Origin of the sequence: Psychrobacter sp. S4(2024) (assembly GCF_036861305.1) — a bacterium.
GTDB lineage: Bacteria > Pseudomonadota > Gammaproteobacteria > Pseudomonadales > Moraxellaceae > Psychrobacter > Psychrobacter cryohalolentis.
The window spans coordinates 183770-203222 of sequence record NZ_JAZAQR010000003.1 but is presented as its reverse complement, the minus strand read 5'-3'; the positions used below and the strand labels follow the sequence as shown (position 1 = coordinate 203222).

Annotated in this window: 16 protein-coding genes; 14 read left to right on the top strand and 2 right to left on the bottom strand. The window is 42.7% G+C overall.

The window, feature by feature from the left end; translation table 11 throughout:
* Positions 1-68: 68 nt before the first annotated feature.
* A complete protein-coding gene (locus VLA57_RS08805; RefSeq protein WP_133104094.1) occupies positions 69-1751 on the bottom strand; it encodes an NAD-dependent malic enzyme in 1683 nt (560 codons plus the stop codon).
* Between the two features lie 965 nt (positions 1752-2716).
* Between VLA57_RS08805 and bhcA the strand changes: the two genes are divergently transcribed.
* The 12 genes from bhcA to VLA57_RS08745 all read left to right on the top strand — a co-directional run bounded on the left by bhcA (position 2717) and on the right by VLA57_RS08745 (position 16893).
* A complete protein-coding gene (gene bhcA / locus VLA57_RS08800) occupies positions 2717-3892 on the top strand; it encodes an L-aspartate--glyoxylate aminotransferase BhcA (RefSeq protein ID WP_333954820.1) in 1176 nt (391 codons plus the stop codon).
* A gap of 63 nt (positions 3893-3955) precedes the next feature.
* Positions 3956-4936 carry a beta-hydroxyaspartate dehydratase BhcB gene (bhcB, locus tag VLA57_RS08795; protein ID WP_333954819.1) on the top strand — a complete coding sequence of 327 codons (981 nt, stop codon included), beginning with the start codon at positions 3956-3958 and terminating at the stop codon, positions 4934-4936.
* A 129-nt stretch (positions 4937-5065) separates the two neighbouring features.
* Positions 5066-6220, top strand: coding sequence for a 3-hydroxy-D-aspartate aldolase BhcC (gene bhcC, locus VLA57_RS08790; RefSeq protein ID WP_011513320.1), 1155 nt, complete (start codon positions 5066-5068; stop codon positions 6218-6220).
* A gap of 145 nt (positions 6221-6365) precedes the next feature.
* The gene (gene bhcD, locus VLA57_RS08785) at positions 6366-7367 is read left to right on the top strand and encodes an iminosuccinate reductase BhcD (protein WP_201531592.1); all 1002 of its coding nucleotides are present in this window, start codon (positions 6366-6368) and stop codon (positions 7365-7367) included.
* 348 nt (positions 7368-7715) lie between these two features.
* On the top strand, positions 7716-9884 hold the full coding sequence (locus VLA57_RS08780; RefSeq protein WP_333954818.1) for an FAD-dependent oxidoreductase: 2169 nt from the start codon (positions 7716-7718) through the stop codon (positions 9882-9884).
* A gap of 3 nt (positions 9885-9887) precedes the next feature.
* Positions 9888-11195, top strand: a complete 1308-nt coding sequence (locus VLA57_RS08775) for an ABC transporter substrate-binding protein (RefSeq protein WP_333954817.1) — start codon at positions 9888-9890, stop codon at positions 11193-11195.
* Positions 11192-13018 (top strand): ABC transporter permease, encoded by a 1827-nt coding sequence (locus VLA57_RS08770; RefSeq protein ID WP_133104089.1) that lies wholly within the window; start codon positions 11192-11194, stop codon positions 13016-13018. The genes VLA57_RS08775 and VLA57_RS08770 overlap by 4 nt, the downstream gene beginning before the upstream one ends.
* A gap of 113 nt (positions 13019-13131) precedes the next feature.
* Complete coding sequence (locus tag VLA57_RS08765; RefSeq protein WP_011513315.1) at positions 13132-13758, top strand: ATP-binding cassette domain-containing protein; 627 nt, start codon at positions 13132-13134, stop codon at positions 13756-13758.
* Positions 13759-13891: 133 nt separating this feature from the next.
* Positions 13892-14551: a CDP-alcohol phosphatidyltransferase family protein gene (locus VLA57_RS08760; RefSeq protein ID WP_011513314.1), complete on the top strand. Its 660-nt coding sequence runs from the start codon at positions 13892-13894 to the stop codon at positions 14549-14551.
* Complete coding sequence (locus VLA57_RS08755) at positions 14541-15359, top strand: sterol desaturase family protein (protein ID WP_011513313.1); 819 nt, start codon at positions 14541-14543, stop codon at positions 15357-15359. The genes VLA57_RS08760 and VLA57_RS08755 overlap by 11 nt, the downstream gene beginning before the upstream one ends.
* A 274-nt stretch (positions 15360-15633) precedes the next feature.
* On the top strand, positions 15634-16188 hold the full coding sequence (locus tag VLA57_RS08750) for a carboxymuconolactone decarboxylase family protein (protein ID WP_011513312.1): 555 nt from the start codon (positions 15634-15636) through the stop codon (positions 16186-16188).
* Positions 16189-16242: 54 nt separating this feature from the next.
* Positions 16243-16893: a DsbA family oxidoreductase gene (locus VLA57_RS08745; protein WP_011513311.1), complete on the top strand. Its 651-nt coding sequence runs from the start codon at positions 16243-16245 to the stop codon at positions 16891-16893.
* Between the two features lie 188 nt (positions 16894-17081).
* On the opposite strand, the gene VLA57_RS08740 is transcribed toward VLA57_RS08745, so the two are convergent.
* Positions 17082-17690 (bottom strand): TetR/AcrR family transcriptional regulator, encoded by a 609-nt coding sequence (locus tag VLA57_RS08740; protein ID WP_011513310.1) that lies wholly within the window; start codon positions 17688-17690, stop codon positions 17082-17084.
* Positions 17691-18016: 326 nt separating this feature from the next.
* On the opposite strand from VLA57_RS08740, the gene VLA57_RS08735 reads away from it, so the two are divergent.
* Together VLA57_RS08735 and VLA57_RS08730 are read left to right on the top strand one after the other, a co-directional pair.
* Positions 18017-18712 carry a haloacid dehalogenase type II gene (locus tag VLA57_RS08735; RefSeq protein WP_011513309.1) on the top strand — a complete coding sequence of 232 codons (696 nt, stop codon included), beginning with the start codon at positions 18017-18019 and terminating at the stop codon, positions 18710-18712.
* A gap of 186 nt (positions 18713-18898) precedes the next feature.
* A complete protein-coding gene (locus VLA57_RS08730; RefSeq protein WP_011513308.1) occupies positions 18899-19432 on the top strand; it encodes a DUF2058 domain-containing protein in 534 nt (177 codons plus the stop codon).
* The last annotated feature ends 21 nt before the right edge of the window (positions 19433-19453 follow it).

Genomic DNA, 19453 nt, shown 5'->3' with positions numbered 1-19453 from the left:
TATCATTAAAAAAGCCGAATGCTACTTCTAATCGTAGCATTCGGCTTTTTAGTCGGATTTTCTAACCGTTAGAAAGAAGTACGGCGATAGTCGCGGTATTTAGGTAACCAGAAGTTAGCTTTTAATCGACGTTCTAAGTTTTCTGCCGTGACTGGTAATGCCAATTTATCTTCAATCGCTTGCAAGGCAACTGCATAGGCTATTTTTTCACTGATTTCTCTAATGAATTTAATGGGCGGCAATATGGCACCTGGCGCTTTTTCATATTCTACTGAGATATCTGCAAGTGCTTGGCTTGCTGCCGTCAGCATATTATCACTGATACCCGTCGCACGTGCTGCTAAAACCCCTAAACCAATGCCTGGGAATATATAGCTGTTATTACACTGAGAGACTTCAAAAGACTGACCTTCAAAAGTGGTATTAGGAAAAGGACTGCCGGTTGCAACAATGGCCTTACCACGACTCCAGTTAGTCACTTCTTGCGGTGTTGCTTCAACACGAGACGTTGGATTTGATAGCGGCAATACAATAGGATGTTCAGTATTAGCACATAAAGCTTCGACGACCTCTTGCGTAAAGAGACCTTTTTGTCCGCTTACGCCAAACAAGACAGTTATTCTTGCTTGTTTAACCACTTGTGCTAACCCAAGTTTTTGACTCTTATCCCAATGCTCAATATCTGATTCTTTTTGCACTAACGGTGTTTGGAATTTTTGTAGCTCTGTCATGCTATCGGTTAGCAGACCATAACGGTCAACCATAAATACCTGTCTGCGAGCTTGCTCTTCTGTTAACCCTTCACGCTGCATCTGACGAATAATGTGCTCAGCGATACCGCAGCCTGCAGATCCTGCACCCAAGAAAGCAATATTTTGTTGACTAAGTTTCTGGCTTTTATTTAAACATGCTGCAATCAATGTACCGACTGAAACAGCAGCAGTTCCTTGAATATCATCGTTAAAGCAACAGAGCTGATCACGATATTTATTCAATAATGGGGTCGCATTTTCCTGTGCAAAATCTTCAAATTGCAATAACACCTCGGGCCAACGACGCTTAACAGCCTGAATAAATAAGTCTACAAATTCATTGTACTCATCGCCAGAAATTCGTGGATTTCTCCAGCCCATATACATAGGATCGTCAAGCAACTGCTGATTATTGGTACCGACATCTAACAAAATAGGTAAGCAATAAGCGGGACTAATACCACCACAAGCGGTGTATAAAGCCAATTTACCAATTGGAATTCCCATACCGCCAATACCTTGGTCACCTAAGCCCAAGATACGTTCGCCATCAGTGACCACGATAACTTTTACGTTTTGTTTGGTGGCGTTTTGCAACATGTCATCGATTTTATGACGTTCAGGATAAGAGATAAATAAACCACGTTTACGGCGATAAATTTGAGAGAATTTTTCACAAGCTTGCCCAACCGTAGGGGTATAGATGAGCGGCATGACTTCCTCAATATGCTGCTCAATCAAATGGTGAAATAATGTCTCATTAGTGTCTTGTATATTACGCAAATAAATATGCTTATCCATATCACTGGTAAATGAGCGTAGTTGAAGATAAGCACGTGATGACTGCTCTTCAATCGTCTCAATATTATGAGGTAATAGACCGGTTAAATTAAAGCTATCACGCTCCTCTGATGAAAAAGCACTGCCCTTATTCAATAAAGGGGTTTCTAATAGTGCAGGACCTGCAAAGGGAATATATAACGGACGTTGGTTTAACATGATAAAATCTTCTTATTAAAAGTATGGGGTGGTACAAGGTTAATGGGTTAATGGGTTAATGGGTTAAATATTTTTATCGATTCATTAAACAAATGAAGTTATTTAAATTTATGTTTTACTCTAGCTTGCTCAAATTCGTTCAAGCTGACATATTAAAGAGTTGATATCTATAATAAATACAATGTTTTTTATAAACCCTTAACATTGATAATGAAGGGTTTTTTATTGTATTTTCTTAATTGAATAAGTTGTTTTTAGCAAGTTAGAAATTGAGCGATGCTGAAGAAACTGTAAAGATAAACTTAGTAAACTAACCACTGGACGAGGCGCTTACCATGACCAAAAAATTGCAGAGATATAGTACAGAATGTAAAGCAGAGGCTATCTAACAGATAACTTAAGTGTGATGGCTTAGTAATCAAGAATAGCGATACAAACGTTATCCAATTGATATAACCAATCAAGGCAAAGTTGTCGGCAAGAATCCCTATTATACTGAAGTTATAGCAGCTCTTGAAGACATCATACAACTGAAATAGCAATCATGAATTATTTCGATCAAAGCATAAAAAAATAAATAGGACTAATGTCGGCTATTTACGCAAAACAGTCACTGTAATAGTCTTGAGAAGTCTAGCACAAAGGTTATTTAAAAACACCTTGTTACAACTTACTATTAGTGCTATATTTTAACCAGTTGATGAGTATCTAGACTTTTTCAACCAAAACCTCTTATTTTATCCTTCGTAAAAATCGTTACCGCAAGAACACCATAATAAGAACGCAGTAAGTAGTAAAGTGACCAATCACCTGCAACTCCTTTCTTTGACATGGTTAATTTTTTAAATCTTAAAAACACAAAACCCAAACTGTATGAGTCAGGAAGACTCTTGCATTAAATTCGCATGAACCCCTGCTTATACAACAATCGTGCCCCTTTATATGCACTTACAAGGATGTCAATCATGTCGCTACAAAACCCAATTTTTATTCCTGGCCCTACCAATATTCCTGACAGATTACGTCGCGCGATGAACGTGCCGACGCAAGATCACCGTGCGCCTGATTTCTCAGACACGTTCTTACCAGTGCTTGCTGATTGTAAAAAAGTATTTGGCACCCAAGATGGCGAAATCATTCTATTTACCTCTAGCGGCACAGGTGGCTGGGAAGCTGCTATTAGCAATACCTTGTCACCTGGTGATAAAGTTCTGATTGCACGCTATGGTATGTTCTCGCATCGCTGGATCGATATGTGTCAGCGCCACGGACTTGATGTGCAAGTTGTGGAGTGCGATTGGGGAACAGGCGCACCTGCTGATAAATTCCAAGCGATTTTAAACAAAGACACTGCACACGAAATCAAAGCCGTCATGGCCACACATAACGAAACAGCAACAGGTGTTTTAAGTGATATTGGCGCCGTTCGCAAAGCTATGGATAGCAGTGACCACCCTGCTTTATTATTCGTAGATGGTGTCAGCTCAATTGCTTGTGTCCCTTTTGAAATGGATGCTTGGGGCGTAGACGTTGCTGTTGCCGGCTCACAAAAAGGCTTTATGCTCGCAACGGGTATGGCAATATTGGGCGTCAGTCAAAAAGCTTTGAATCATATGGATGAGGCGAAGCTTCCACGTACTTATTTTGCTTTTCGTGATATGTTAAATGCCAATGCCAACGGCGGCTTCCCTTATACGCCACCATTAAATCTCATCTATGGCTTAAGAGAAAGTCTTGAGATGTTGTTTGACGAAGGCCTTGAGAATGTTTATGCACGTCATTACCGTCTAGCCGAAGGCGTACGACAAGCGGTCAGCGCTTGGGGTATGAAACTGTGTGCAAAAACACCTGACCTTTATTCTAATACCGTCAGCGCCATCTTTGTTCCTGAAGGCTTTGACAGTAACAAGCTGACCGATCATGCGTTTAATAAATACGGTATCTCATTTGGTATTGGTTTGGGCGAGATGAATGGTAAAGCATTTAGAATCGGTCATCTAGGTTCATTAACTGAAGTTATGGTACTAGCAGGGCTTGCAACGATTGAGATGGCAATGGTTGATTTGGGCTACCCTATTAAACTTGGACAAGGCGTTGCTGCTGCGCAAGAGTATTATCGCAACAGCGCACCAACTAAATAAAATTTATTAGATAACAAGCTATTAAATAGCAAGAGTTAAACAAAAGATGAAGGACTATTTTTTATGATAACAAATGATAATGGATTAGTGATTCCAACCCTTGATGATATGTTAGAAGCGCATGAGCGCATCAAACCATATATCCATCGCACCCCTGTTTTGACCTCTCGCTTTTTAAATGAGCTGGCTGGCTGTGAGATGTTCTTTAAATGTGAGAACTTCCAAAAAGCAGGTGCTTTTAAAGTACGTGGCGCATCAAACGCAGTGTTTGGTCTCTCTGACGAAGATGCCAAAAATGGTGTTTGTACGCACAGCTCAGGCAATCATGCCCTATCTTTATCTTATGCAGCGGGCCAGCGTGGTATACCATGTAATGTGGTGATGCCGCATAGCGCGCCTGAAGCTAAAAAAGCCGCGGTACGTGGCTATGGCGGTATCATCACTGAATGCCAGCCATCAACCACATCACGTGAAGAAGTCTTTGCCAAAGTTCAAGCAGAAACAGGCGGCGATTTTGTCCATCCGTACAATGATCCACGCGTTATCGCTGGACAAGCCACTTGCTCACGTGAGTTTTTAGAACAAATGGAAGAGATTGGTGAAAAACCTGATATGGTTGTGGCACCCATTGGTGGTGGCGGTATGATTTCAGGTACTTGTTTGACGTTGTCGAACCTAGCCCCTGATGTCAAAATCTATGCAGCAGAGCCATTAAACGCTGATGACGCTGCACGCTCCTTTAAAGCCGGTCATATTATCGCTGATGATGCACCAAACACGGTTGCCGATGGTTTAAAAGTGCCGCTGAAGGATTTGACTTGGCATTTTGTTAGCAATTATGTGACTGACATTTTGACTGCGACTGAAGAAGAAATCGTTGAAGCGATGAAACTGACTTGGACGCATATGAAGATCGTCATTGAACCAAGCTGTGCCGTGCCGCTTGCTGTTATTTTGAAGAACAAAGACGTTTTTGCCGGTAAAAAGGTTGGCGTCATCATCACTGGTGGTAACGTTGATCTCGACAAGTTGCCTTGGAATTAATGATCGGCAACTAAATATCGATAATTAGGTATCAATAATTGATTACAAATGGAGCGTTAACTAAGCGCCAGTAATGCGCAAGTTTAAACGGCTTTTTATAACACTAACTAATAACATGGAAGAATTAAAATGACAATGACTGCCGAATTAGAAGTAGGTTACAACGTACCCGCCGCTGTTGGTATGGACGAAGCTGACATTCAAACCCCTTGTTTGATCTTGGATCTTGACGCCCTTGAGCGTAACGTCAAAAAAATGGGCGATTATGCTAAAGCCCATAATATGCGTCACCGTAGCCACGGTAAAATGCACAAATCAGTTGACGTACAAAATTTACAAGAAGAGCTTGGCGGCGCTATTGGCGTTTGCTGTCAAAAGGTCTCTGAAGCAGAAGTATTCGTACGTGGTGGCATTAAAGACGTGTTGGTATCGAACCAAGTCCGTAATCCAGCTAAAATTGAGCGTTTAGCGAATCTACCTAAGTTGGGTGCAACCATCACCGTTTGTGTCGATGATGTCGATAACGTCGCTGAGCTATCAGCTGCTGCGACCAAAGCAGGCACTGAACTGAACTGCTATATCGAAATCGACTGCGGCGCTGGACGTTGTGGTGTAACGACGACTGAAGCGGTTGTTGAGATTGCCAAAGCAATTGATGCCGCTGAAAACCTAAAATTCACTGGTATCCAAGCTTATCAAGGTGCGATGCAACACATGGACAGCTTTAGCGATCGCAAAGCGAAAACACAAATCGCTATCGATCAAGTACAAGAAGCAATCGATGCATTAACTGAAATCGGGCTAAAACCAGAATTTGTATCGGGTGGCGGTACAGGTAGTTATTACTTCGAAAGTAATTCAGGTGTTTTCAACGAATTACAGTGTGGCTCTTACGCATTTATGGATGCCGATTACGGTCGTATTTTAGATGAAGACGGCAACCGCATCGATGCTGGTGAGTGGGAAAATGCGTTATTTATCCTAACGTCTGTGATGAGCCATGCCAAAACCGACAAAGCCATCGTTGATGCTGGTCTAAAAGCTCAGTCAGTTGATAGCGGCCTACCGTTCATCTATGGTCGTGACGATGTTGAATATGTTAAATGTTCAGACGAGCATGGCGTAGTCAGCGATCCAAATGGCGTACTGGAAATCAATGAAAAACTAAAACTGGTACCTGGTCATTGTGATCCTACTTGTAACGTTCATGATTTCTATATTGGTGTGCGTAATGGTAAAGTTGAAACCGTATGGCCAGTATCTGCACGCGGTAAAATGTACTAAGCACTGTATTAGGAACTATAAGCTAAATTAGTATGATTCTATCCGTTTAGTTTAGATGGGCTGTTGTAGCTTTAGCCTACAGCAGCCCTTATTCATTTAAAGTATTCAAGAATTACAAATCAAAAAGTATAAAAAGGAATTTATAATGAGTGAAGCAAATAGTGTTAATAGTGACGAAGGTTTATTGATCGTATCAGAAGACGCTTGCAAATCGGTGATTGATCGCCCTTCTGCATTTATCGCCGTTGAAAATGTTTTTGCGTCAATGTCACGAGGGGACGCCTATAACTTCCCTGTTATCCGCGAAGCCATTGGCTATGCTGATGCGTTATACGGCTTTAAATCAGGTTTTGACCGTGCAGGAAAATCACTAGGTCTAAAATCAGGTGGCTACTGGCCAGGCAATGCGGCTAAAGGCTTGACCAATCATCAATCCACGATTTTCTTATTCAATCCAGATAATGGTAAATTGCGTGCACTGGTCGGCGGCAACTATTTAACTGCCGTACGTACCGCCGCCGCATCGGCCGTATCAATCGCCCATCTAGCACGTAAAGACAGCAAAGTACTTGGTATGGTCGGCGCCGGTCATCAGTCTACTTTTCAGCTGCGTGCCGCTCTTGAGCAACGCAATTTCGAAAAAGTAGTCGCTTGGAATAAGAATAAAGATCGTCTCAAAAACCTACAAGCCGTCGCTGAAGAGTTAGGCGTACCGTTTGAAGCCGTTGAGCGTGAGCAGTTATGTAGCGAGGCGGATGTAATCATTACCATTACTTCAGCGTTTGAGCCATTACTGATGAAAGAGTGGATCAAACCCGGTACACATATCGCCTGTATGGGTACCGATACCGTTGGTAAGCAAGAAGTTGATGTCAACTTAGTAGCGGCTGCTACTGTATTTACAGATGAAATCGCGCAATCAATCAGTCTTGGTGAAGCCCAGCATGCGATTAAATCTGGTGCTATCAAAGAGAGTGATATCACCACGCTTGGTGATGTTATTAATGGAGATCACCCAGGTCGCAGCTCAGATGATGAAATTACCTTGTTTGATGGTACAGGTGTTGGTTTACAAGATTTAGCAGTAGCCTCTGCTGCCGCTAAGCTTGCCCTTGAAAAAGGCAAAGCTCAGCATATCTCTTTATAACTCTCGTCGCAATTAGGACATTAGCTATTGTATTTTAGAACCGCCAAATAATGAGTGTATTTGGCGGTTTTTTATAATACTGATATAAGCAGAGGACAACTATCACTACCTTCTTCTATATCACTTTAAGATTTGTCTCAAGCCATTCACAATACTATATTTGAACAATCGCTCAATAACGATTACAATGGATAAATGTCATATTTTACGTATATCTATGACTAGATTTTGAACAGTCATTTATAACATAACTATATGAAAAACTAGCTTATAGTAGGAATACAGCGTTATTCTTTGCTAAGTGATTCTTTACTACATGATGTTTTATATTATTTATCTGGATAACCCATGATTAAAAAAATAGTGTTGATATTCGCGGTCTTGATTGGCGTCATTGGCTTTTTTTATTTTGACCTCAATGAATTATTAACACTTGAGGGCTTAAAAGGCTCGATGGATCATTTTGAGCAATATAAAACACAGTCGCCATGGTTAGTCATCGGCGGCTTTTTTGTAGTCTACATCTTAGTCACGGCATTATCCTTACCCGGTGCCGCTATTTTAACCTTGGCAGCCGGTGCTTTATTCGGTTTAGTACAAGGTATATTGGTCGCCTCATTTGCCTCAAGTATCGGTGCCACCCTCGCTTTTTTGACCTCGCGTTATTTGTTACGCGATACCATCAAACAGCGTTTTCCTGACCGTCTTGCCTCTATCGATGCTGGGGTAAAAAAAGAAGGCGGATTTTACTTATTTACGCTTCGCTTGGTACCGATATTTCCCTTTTTTCTTATCAACTTATTGATGGGGCTGACTGCTATCAAAGCACGGACCTTTTATTGGGTCAGCCAAATCGGTATGCTTGCCGGCACCTTTGTATTTGTGAATGCCGGTACACAGTTGGCACAAATCGAGCAGTTATCTGGCATTTTGTCCTTTAATCTGCTGGCTTCATTTGCATTATTAGGGTTATTTCCGCTGATAGCAAAAGGCATATTAACGATACTTAAAAAACGCCGTGTCTATAAAAACTATCATAAGCCCAAAAAATTCGATCGTAATATGATTGTGATTGGTGCTGGTGCTGGCGGACTTGTTACCAGCTATATTGCTGCGACCGTCAAAGCAAAAGTCACATTGATTGAAGCAGGTGAGATGGGCGGCGACTGCTTAAACTATGGCTGCGTCCCCAGTAAAGCGCTGATAAAAAGCGCAAAAGTGGTTGAGCAGATACGCCATGGCGAGCGTTACGGACTCAACAATACCCAACCGGATTTTGCATTCAAGAACATCATGGCTCGCATTCATAAAGTCATTGCTGATATTGCTCCAAATGACAGTGTTGAGCGTTATACAGATTTGGGTGTCGAGGTATTAAAAGGCTATGCAAAACTCATTGATCCATGGACGGTTGAGATTGCCCTCAATGATGGCGGTACTCAGACATTAACTGCTCGCTCTATCGTTATCGCGACGGGCGCACGCCCCTTTGTCCCAGACCTACCGGGTTTAGAGGAGACAGGTTATGTGACAAGCGATACTCTTTGGGATAAATTTGCAAAACTTGATAAAGCGCCGAGCAAGCTGGTCGTACTTGGCGGCGGACCCATTGGCTGTGAGCTGGCACAAGCCTTTGCTCGTTTAGGTTCTGCTGTGACCCAAATCGAAAGAGGCACGCGGCTGATGAAAAAAGAAGATGTCGACGTTTCTGTATTTGCGCAAGAATCACTGACTGAGAGTGGCGTTACTATCCTAACCTCACAGCAAGCAATTCGCTGTGAAACTCGTGATGGCAAAAAATATATTATCGTCGCACCAAAAGGCAGCACTGATGATCAACAAGAAACTGCCATTGAGTATGATGAGTTGATTTGTGCAGTCGGTCGTAGTGCGCGCCTAGAAGGCTACGGGCTTGACACCTTGGGCATCGATACTGAGCGCACCATCAGTACAGATGAATATCTTGAAACGCTTTACCCCAATATCTATGCGGCAGGTGATATCGTAGGTCCTTATCAATTTACTCATGTCGCTTCCCATCAAGCATGGTACGCTGCGGTCAATGGCTTATTTGGTCATCTTAAAAAATTCAAAGTAGATTATCGAGTGATTCCATGGACGACGTTTATTGACCCAGAAGTAGCACGAGTGGGCTTAAATGAGCAAGAAGCGATTGATAAAGGTATCGACTTTGAAGTCACACGTTATGACTTTAAAGACTTAGATCGGGCGGTAACCGAAAGCGCCAATCATGGCTTTATCAAGGTCATTACCCCAAAGGGCAAAGATAAGATATTGGGTGTGACCATCGTCGCTGAACATGCCGGCGACTTGATGGCTGAGTTTGTATTGGCCATGAAACACAATCTAGGGCTGAATAAAATACTGGGTACCATTCATATCTATCCAACATGGGCAGAAGGCAATAAGTATGCAGCTGGGGAATGGAAACGCAATCATGCGCCTACAAAAGCTCTACAGTTGCTTGAGAAGTATCATACTTGGCGTCGAGGTTAATTCATGCACCCTGCTAGCTTGCCCGCAGCTTCGATGATACCAAAAAAACTGAGCCGCTATAGCGCCTTTATCATAGTGCTTGGTATATGTGTTGGCATCTCTGCAAGTACCGCTTCGACTCTCACTGCCATGGATAATAAAAGCACCTTGCAGTGGCAGCAGATGGTACAAGCGGGTGAAAATCAAGACGTTTACTTTCATACTTGGGGCGGGGATCCACAAATTAATGCCTATATTCAGTGGGCTGCAAAAGCGGTCGATAAAAAATATAATATTAACTTGGTTCATGTCAAATTAAGCGACACCAGTGAAGCTGTCAGCCGTGTCCTTGCAGAAAAATCTGCCAATAATAATGATAAAGGTAGCGTTGATTTAATTTGGATCAACGGTGCGAACTTTGCCGCTATGAGTGAGAATAAATTACTGTTAAAGGACTGGGCATCTACTCTGCCAAACTTTGCGCTGACTGATCCTGATAACAACCCCTCTGTCACGCTTGATTTTGGTTTACCTACTGACGGTATGGAAGCGCCATGGGGACAAGCATCACTGACTTTTTATTATGATAACTTAGCGATAGATAAACCGCCTGCTACCTTGCAGCAATTAAGGATGTGGGCACAGCAGAACCCCGGACGTTTTGGCTACCCAAAGCCGCCTGATTTTTTGGGTATGAGTTTTTTGAAGTATGCTTTGGTCATGCTGCATGAGCAAAATGACAGTAAGAATGGAACCACTCTCAGAGCAGAGCTTAACCAGCCGGTAGATGCACAAAACAAAGATTTGATACTCAATCCGCTGTGGGACTTTTTGGATGAGCTGCATCCCATGCTATGGCGAAAAGGTGAGCAATTCCTGCAAAGCGGCGCACAAATGCGCCGTTTGGTAGATGATACGGGGCTAAGCTTGGCCTTTACCTTTTCAGGACCCGAAATACCAGCTGCCGTTCAGCGCTATGATTTGCCGCCCAGTATTCGCAGTTATGCCATGACAGATGGCAGTTTGAGCAATACTCACTTCGTTGCTATTCCTTATAACGCAAGCCATGCAGCTGCGGCACAATTGGTAGCAAACTTTTTATTAAGCCCAGAAGCACAGGCACATAAACAAAACCCAGCTGTCTGGGGAGATAAAACGGTGCTGATTCAATCGACACTTAGCGCCGAGCAACAAGCACTATTTAAGGCCAATAAACCGCATGCAAGCGCCCTACCTTTTGATGCCATTAAACGAACCGTCAGTGAACCACACCCCAGCTGGGTTGACGGCATTATGCAAGGTTGGCAAGCGCGCTACGGGGTTAGCGAATGAAAAAATCCGTTCATAAAAACGAGGCTGATACTGATAATAACAATGCTGATGGCGTGAATTCTGATACTCTCCATGCTGCTATCGTTCAGTCTAATTCAAGCAATCAAATAGCCACGACTTATAGAACTGACCTTTTTACGCGTTTAGTGACTCTAAGCCCCAGTCTTTTACTAATACTCCTTATTCTTCCTGTATTAGGAGGTTTAATAAGCGTCATCCTGCCAGCGTTTGGCTGGGTGCCTGCTCTAGAAACAACAACATTTGGTCTACAAGGATTTAAAGCGCTGGGTCAAACACTGGGGCTTAAGCAAATGGTTGCGCTTAGTGTAGCGACCGGATTTCTCAGTACCCTACTCGCCTTTGTCATTGCGATTATGATATTGGCGACGTTTTTTAATAGTCCTTGGCTCACACGTATTGAACGTTTGCTTAGCCCTATTTTAGTAATCCCGCATGCCGCAGCGGCGATTGCCGTTGGGTTTTTGATTGCACCCTCTGGCATGATTGCACGAATGATATCGCCATGGCTCAGTGGTTGGGAGTTAGCACCGCAAGGGATACTACCGCATGACCCTTATGGCATTAGTATCATCTTAGGTCTAGTACTTAAAGAGCTGCCTTTTCTATTGTTAATGGCACTTGGCGTATTCGCACAGCCTGAGCTTGGTAAAAAGCTGCGCCAACAATATCAAGTTGCCCTAAACTTGGGCTACTATCCCATCACTGCCTTTTTCAAAGCAGTATTTCCTATACTGTACCCCTTCTTGCGTTTGCCTATTTTGGCAGTACTTGCTTACGCCAGTGCCAGTGTTGAGATGCCATTAATTTTAGGACCCAATACTCCGCCCACGCTTGCTGTCACTATCATGCAGTGGTTCAACGATGTTGATTTGAACTTACGTATCAAAGCCTCGGCTGGGGCAATATTACAGCTACTACTGACAGGCAGCTTAATTGCATTATGGCTTGGCGGTGAGCGTATGGTCAAAGCGCTATGCAGTGACGCATTGGTTAATGGAAAACGCCAGTATAAGGATGTTATTTGGCAGAAACTCACTGCAAGCGCCACAGTACTCATCATAGGGTTTATCGCCCTCTCGCTCATTGGTCTGCTGATGTGGTCTTTAGCTGGCTATTGGCGTTTCCCTGCCGCCCTGCCAGAGCAGCTTGTGCTGTCACACTTTCAAAGTGCCTTGATGCAAATAAGCACACCATTATTTAACACGCTCACCCTTGGTATTGTCTCAACGCTTTTTGCCATTGCCATCACTTTATTGTGCTTAGAAGCAGAGCATCTGAGTAATAAACCCATCTCAAATTTTACCAGCTTGATTATTTACCTGCCACTTCTGGTGCCGAGCATTGCTTTCTTATTTGGCTTGGTGTGGTTACAGCAACTTGCCCATAACCAAGCGGCATTTTTTAACGTCGCTTTTACCCATGTCTTATTTGTACTGCCCTATGTATTTTTATCCCTTGCCAGCAGCTATAGAAGGTTAGATAAGCGCTTTGCCACTGTAGCAGCCAGTCTTGGAGCGCCGCCTATGAGAGTATTCTTCCAAGTTAAGTTACCGCAGTTATTTGCACCGCTACTCATCGCAATGGCACTAGGATTGGCGGTGAGTTTTGGTCAATATCTGCCAACGTTACTCACGGGCGGCGGACGTATTGCTACCATTACGACCGAAGCGGTGACGCTTGCTAATGGTGCCAGCCGCCGTACCAGCGCCGTATATGCCATTATACAAATGGGGTTACCACTGATTGGCTTTATGGTGGCATGGCTGCTACCGAAGTATTTTTTCAGAAGTGGCGTGCGTTAGAATGTTCAATCATAAAAAAATTTTTAAACTTCATTTATCTGTGTCTCTTTTATTTTGAACTGAAGATTTTTTTAACTGGCTATATTTTTAATTGACTACATAAAGGCTCTTTAATGCAATCATCTTTAGAGATAAAAAATCTACAGCTCTTTCGAGAAGATAAATTGCTCCTTCAGTTAGATGAACAGATTGAAGGTGGTGACATTCTCACTATCATGGGTCCATCTGGTAGTGGCAAGTCAAGTTTGTTAAATTGGATGACTGGCACCTTGCCGAGCGGCTTGAGTGCCACGGGTGAGGTTTGGCTACATGGTCAAAACATCAGTCACCTGCCCGCGCATTTACGCCATATCGGCATTTTGTATCAAGATGCGCTGTTATTCTCGCATTTATCGGTTGCAGGAAATATTGCTTTTGCAATGCCTAAGGGCAATAAAGAGCAGCACTTTGAACAAATAGCAGACGCACTTGATCAAGTGGGTTTGGCAGGTATGGAAAATCGACATCCCGATAGTTTGTCTGGGGGTCAGCAAGCCCGTGTTGCGCTGCTGCGTACTCTGTTAAGCGAACCTAAAGCGATATTATTGGACGAACCTTTTAGCAAACTTGATAGTCAGCTTAGAGCGGAAACCCAACAATTGGTATTCAGTCAAATCCGTCAGCATAAGTTACCTACCATCATGGTTACCCACGACCATAGCGATGCTGAAGCAGCAAACGGCAAAATCATTCGCCTTTGATAAGAAATTGTTTGTCTGATAAACAGCCTTTAGCTTTTGATAAAATAAAAAGCTTGATAAACAATACTTAGAAACCAGTATAAAAAGTGCGACTGCTTGCTTCTAAAAGAATGACGATACAAAAGGCAAAAATATGCTCGATAAGTTTATTACCCCCATCATCAAGCCTCTATTAGAGCCATTGGTCGTACTATTTTATAAGGGTGGTATTACCGCAAATCAGTTGACTGTCACTGGTTTTCTCATTGGTATGTTGGCGTTGCCATTGATTGCTTTTGAGCTGTGGAATGCAGCACTAATTGCTATTATATTGAACCGTGTTTTTGATGGATTAGATGGTGCACTGGCACGTTATGCTGGCCAAAGCTCAAGTGCGGGCGGCTATTTAGACATTACCCTAGATTTTTTATTCTATGCAGCGGTGCCACTCGGCTTTGTATTGGTTAATCCCGAGCAAAACGCTATTGTAGGCGCATTGTTATTAGCCGCCTTTATTGGCACTGGCTCTAGCTTTTTGGCCTTTGCTATTGCAGCTGAAAAATTCCAATTAGATAAGCCGCAATTTAAATATAAGAGCTTTTATTATCTAAATGGTCTCACTGAGGGTACTGAAACCATTGTTTTATTTATCGCCTTTTGTATTTGGCCACAGCACTTTGTGGTATTAGCAAGTATTTTTGCAGCGGCCTGTGCGGTTACTATTATGACTCGTATATATGGCGGTTATCATACGCTTAAACGGCTCGAAACCGATATACATAAGCCCATTAAGGAGGTCAGTAATGGCGAATGAGATGTGGTGGCGTTTGGGCTTTTTCTTTAGCATATTGGTCATTATGATGCTCATTGAGCATAGGCATCCCGCACGTCAATCACCAATTAAGAGTAGCACACGTTGGTTTGCTAATCTTGGATTGGTATTTGCCTCTTCTTTTGTTGCGCGTTTGGCAGTCCCCATTGGGCTGACAACGGTCGCCATTTATAATCAAGAAAACGGTATCGGTTTATTTAATTTAATTGAGATACCGAATATCGCGGCTATTATTTTAAGCTTATTGTTGCTTGATATGGTTATCTACTGGCAGCATCGTTTATTTCATCGAGTGCCGATTCTCTGGCGCTTGCACCGTGTCCATCACGCTGATTCGCATATCGATGCCAGCACTGGGCTTAGATTTCATCCTATCGAAATTGTCTTAAGCATATTGCTTAAGCTTGTTGTCATTAGTGTGCTTGGTGTCCCTGCTATCGTGGTACTTATATTCGAGATTGCCTTAAATGGGTTGGCTATGTTTAATCATGCCAATATTCGTCTGCCACCAGTGATTGAGAAGCCTTTACGCATGATTCTAGTCACGCAAGTCTTACACCGTATTCATCACAGCCAACGGGCCAGTGAGACCAACTCCAATTATGGCTTTAGTGTGACTTGGTGGGATTGGCTTTTTGGTAGTTATAAAAGCCAAGGATTCAAACCTGATCAAGCATTAGATATTGGTTTAAAAGAGTATCCCGATGCCAAGCAAAATGCCTCGCTATGGGGATTGTTGCTCATGCCTTTTAAAAATAAACCTTCTATAAATCAATCCAATCAAAAATAAATGCAGCATCTAACCATCACTAAACGGGTAATATGGACTATTAATTGCTAGCAAAACCTTTAATTGTTAACCAGCGTTACAAATATTTGAGCAATCATTCAATTTATATTTGAGTGATTGCTCAAAATCATTTATAGTGGTGTCAGTTATCAAGTAGAAGGTAATACCTTTACGATAATAAGTTTTAACTTTAATCACATATCATCATTGTTTTTCAACCTGAATGATTGAATAAAATTTTAATACTGTTACTAATACCAAATAGGAATTATATATGACTGACTTTACATTACATGACAAACAAAGCGCGCCAGCAGAAAGCACAGCATTACTTGATGTCTCAATCAATGCATTTGGTATGGTTCCAAACTTACATGCCGTAATGGCTGAAGCGCCTGGATTGCTTGAAGGCTACCAACGTCTACATCAACTGTTCTTAGACAGCAGCTTTGATGACGAAGAGACTACGGTAGTATGGCAAACCATCAACGTCGAGCATGAATGTCATTATTGTGTGCCAGCTCATACTGGTATTGCCAAAAGCATGAAAGTCGATGATGCTATCACTGATGCATTACGTGACGAGACGCCACTACCAACTGCAAAACTAGAAGCTTTACGTGACTTTACTCTATCTGTGGTTCGTGATCGTGGCAACGTCAATGATGACACTGTACAAACGTTTTTGGACGCAGGATTTACTAAGCGTCAAGTGCTAGAAGTGGTATTAGCAACAGCACAGAAAGTAATGAGTAACTACACCAACCATCTCGCTAATACACCAATCGATAAGCCTTTTCAAAAATTTGAATGGCACAAAGCAGACTAACAGCACAGACTAGTTGAGCAAAGAATTTCGTATAAAATCGAAGGAGATATTGTGATGAGTATAATAGCCCCACTGCGCATCGATATTGTATCGGACGTGGTTTGCCCTTGGTGCGCTATAGGCTATGGACAGTTGGCCGAAGCACTCAAAAAAACCAATACTGAGTACGAGATTCATTGGCATCCGTTTGAGCTTAATCCTGATACGCCGCACGAAGGACGAAACTATCGTGAGCATATCGCTAAGAAATACGGCTCAAGTCGAGAAGAATCTGATGCCAGCCGCGCTAAAATGACTGAGGCTGGTCGTGAGGTTGGCTTTGCATTTAACTTTACTGAAGAGAGTCGCACTTATAATACCTTTGCTATGCATCAACTACTGCACTGGGCCGATCAGCAAGGGTACGCGCATGATTTAAAGCAAGCCTTGTTCGCGGCTCACTTTACTCACGCTAGAGATATTTCTAACAAAGAAGTCTTAGCCGATATCGTGGCAGAGATTGGTTTAGATCGTAGTGAGGCGCTAGCGGTATTAGCAGACGAGCGCTTTGCTGAAGACGTCCGCCGTGCTCAGCAACAGTGGAGACAGCAAAGTATTCAAAGCGTACCTTCTGTTATCTTTAACCAAAAGCATCTGGTTAGCGGTGCTCAAGGGGTCGAGAACTTCAAAAGTATTTTGCAGCAATTAGCGGACATGCCACAATAGATGTATCTCTAATTAATAATAAAAACACACTGCAAAATTTAAAACTAAAAAGGCTACTTAATCTTTCAAGTAGCCTTTTTTTACACCTGCTATTATACAAATGACCGTTAATATCCATACTCATGTTCGATTTTTAGCTTAAATGACCATCATACTAGCGAACGTAAGCTTGGCCACTAGGCATCGTTTTAACCAACAGACTCATTATTGCGCAAGCTTTCTATAGAATACGCCATATCCTCTGCAAGCGCATGAACCGCCGCACTGTCAACATCGCGCTGAGCAAAAGCACGTAACCCCATAACCTCGGCTTGTAATCGACGGGCCAACCTCAGTGGATCGAGTGTGTCATCCAGCTCTCCTAGCTGCTGCGCTTCCACAAAACATGCGGCAAAACGCGCCTCCATACCCGCTAGTAATTTTTCAACTTTCTCTAGCGCTAACTGTTCACGGGCACCAAGCTCAAGTAAGCTTTTGACCAACATACATGCCCGACTGGGCAGGTTTTTTTCGCGGATACCGCCAAGCTGACGCATGTAAGCTGCCAATCCTAATAAAGGGGATTCATAGCTGGCTAATGTACGCTCAAGCTCCTTTAGCCCTGCCTGCGCATAGTAATCAAGCGCTTCTTGAAACAATCCGTCTTTATTACCAAAAGCGGCATAAATACTGCCTGGTCGCATGTCAAGCGCTTGCTCGATATCCTTTAAAGAGGTTGCATGAAAGCCTTTTTGCCAAAACAGCTGTATGGCCCGCTCTAATGCTTCATGACGATTATATAATGTGGTACGTGACATAATATTCCAATTTTTATCCCATGATTTTAGACAATAAAGTAAACATGGTTATACAATTTGAGTGACTACTCAATTTTATCTTGAATGATTACTCAAGTCCAGCTAAAGTAAGTTTACCGAATGTCTTTATTATATTATCAAACCTCACTATAGTCGGTCCTAAATAAAAGAAATACAAATGTTATAAGGTACTACTGGGGTTACTTTTTCTTGCTTGCTGTGCCTACGCAGACAGAGGCTGCGAATAATTAACCCCAGTAGCTCTGTACCCTTTTAAAAGTGGATTAGCTATAGTAAGGCTTACTTTTATTGCAAAAGGAACTTTTATGTCCTATATCTACTCAGCTCCGATTATCGTATTCGATGTCAATGAAACCTTACTCGATATCGATACGCTCACGCCCTTATTCACGCGTTTATTTGGGGATAATAACAGACTCCGAGAGTGGTTCGCGCAATTGGTACTTTATTCGCAAACCATGACTTTATCTGGTCTTTATACACCTTTTGGCGAGCTTGGCGTTGGTGCTTTACAAATGACCGCAGATATTCATGCCGTTACGCTAACAGAAGAAGATGTTCAGGAGTTTAAGCAGCGCATGAGTGAGATGCCAGCTCACCCTGACGCTATCCCTGCTTTGACCAAACTACGTGATGCAGGATTTAGATTGGTGACCTTGACCAACTCAGCACCCAGCGCCTCTCCGACACCGCTTGAAAAAGCAGGACTGAGTGAATTCTTTGAGCGGAATTTTAGTGTTGCAAACGTCAGCCAATTTAAACCTGCACCGGCGACATATCAGATGGTCGCTCGCGAGCTGTCCGTTGAGACCTCAGAGCTATGTCTTGTCGCCTGTCACCTCTGGGATGTCATCGGTGCTCAAGCTGCTGGCTGCCAAGGGGCTTTTATCACTCGACCTTATAACGCGCTACTTTCGGCACCCAATGTACCAAAACCCGACTTTATCGCTTCAGACCTCATCACCCTCGCTGAACACATTATTAAACATCAAAGCTCTTAAGCGGGTGAACAAGAATCTACGGCAATTATTCTAAAAAGGTATGTGACTCAATTATCTGACAAACGATTTTTCAATAAAAACTTTGGGATTGCCGTATTTGATGACATCTCTTGGCAGAATTTGTTACCATGACTGAAGACAATTTAGATCATTTCACTTAGTTAGTTTCATTTAGGTAATGCAGATATGGCAAAAAACGCCCTACAGGCTCAACTTCTAAAAGCAGGCTTGGTTGATAGTAAGAAAGCCAACAAAATAAGTAAACAGACGCAGCACGCTAAGCGCACTGGCGATGCATCGAATATCGAAGCTAAACAAGCCTTGGCAGATGCTCAAGCTAAGAAGCTAGAAAAAGACCAAAAGCTCAATCAAGAAAAGCAGCGCATTTTAGAAGAAAAGATGCTAAAAGCCAACATCATCCAAATGATTAAGCAGCATAAACTGACTGAGACAAACGGCGATATCAGCTATCAGTTTGTCGACGATGCCAAAGTCAAAAAAATCTCTATCACTCAAAAGCTATATGATCAAATCGTGGCAGGTCACGTGGTCATTGCTCGCTTAGATGACAGCTATGCCCTACTACCGCGCCCACTTGCTGATCGTATCGATTCAAAGATGACAGGCTTTATGGTGGTATCAAACGATACTGCAGAAGATGAGCTGGCAGAAGACGATCCATATGCCGCTTATGTGATTCCAGATGACTTGATGTGGTAATCACTGCTGTAGATAATACTA

What these genes read in the sequence shown, in the direction of transcription:
- VLA57_RS08805 (WP_133104094.1), bottom strand. Translation starts at nt 1,751, where the DNA reads ATGTTAAACCAACGTCCGTTATATATTCCCTTTGCAGGTCCTGCACTA.
- bhcA (WP_333954820.1), top strand. Translation starts at nt 2,717, where the DNA reads ATGTCGCTACAAAACCCAATTTTTATTCCTGGCCCTACCAATATTCCT.
- bhcB (WP_333954819.1), top strand. Translation starts at nt 3,956, where the DNA reads ATGATAACAAATGATAATGGATTAGTGATTCCAACCCTTGATGATATG.
- bhcC (WP_011513320.1), top strand. Translation starts at nt 5,066, where the DNA reads ATGACAATGACTGCCGAATTAGAAGTAGGTTACAACGTACCCGCCGCT.
- bhcD (WP_201531592.1), top strand. Translation starts at nt 6,366, where the DNA reads ATGAGTGAAGCAAATAGTGTTAATAGTGACGAAGGTTTATTGATCGTA.
- VLA57_RS08780 (WP_333954818.1), top strand. Translation starts at nt 7,716, where the DNA reads ATGATTAAAAAAATAGTGTTGATATTCGCGGTCTTGATTGGCGTCATT.
- VLA57_RS08775 (WP_333954817.1), top strand. Translation starts at nt 9,888, where the DNA reads ATGCACCCTGCTAGCTTGCCCGCAGCTTCGATGATACCAAAAAAACTG.
- VLA57_RS08770 (WP_133104089.1), top strand. Translation starts at nt 11,192, where the DNA reads ATGAAAAAATCCGTTCATAAAAACGAGGCTGATACTGATAATAACAAT.
- VLA57_RS08765 (WP_011513315.1), top strand. Translation starts at nt 13,132, where the DNA reads ATGCAATCATCTTTAGAGATAAAAAATCTACAGCTCTTTCGAGAAGAT.
- VLA57_RS08760 (WP_011513314.1), top strand. Translation starts at nt 13,892, where the DNA reads ATGCTCGATAAGTTTATTACCCCCATCATCAAGCCTCTATTAGAGCCA.
- VLA57_RS08755 (WP_011513313.1), top strand. Translation starts at nt 14,541, where the DNA reads ATGGCGAATGAGATGTGGTGGCGTTTGGGCTTTTTCTTTAGCATATTG.
- VLA57_RS08750 (WP_011513312.1), top strand. Translation starts at nt 15,634, where the DNA reads ATGACTGACTTTACATTACATGACAAACAAAGCGCGCCAGCAGAAAGC.
- VLA57_RS08745 (WP_011513311.1), top strand. Translation starts at nt 16,243, where the DNA reads ATGAGTATAATAGCCCCACTGCGCATCGATATTGTATCGGACGTGGTT.
- VLA57_RS08740 (WP_011513310.1), bottom strand. Translation starts at nt 17,690, where the DNA reads ATGTCACGTACCACATTATATAATCGTCATGAAGCATTAGAGCGGGCC.
- VLA57_RS08735 (WP_011513309.1), top strand. Translation starts at nt 18,017, where the DNA reads ATGTCCTATATCTACTCAGCTCCGATTATCGTATTCGATGTCAATGAA.
- VLA57_RS08730 (WP_011513308.1), top strand. Translation starts at nt 18,899, where the DNA reads ATGGCAAAAAACGCCCTACAGGCTCAACTTCTAAAAGCAGGCTTGGTT.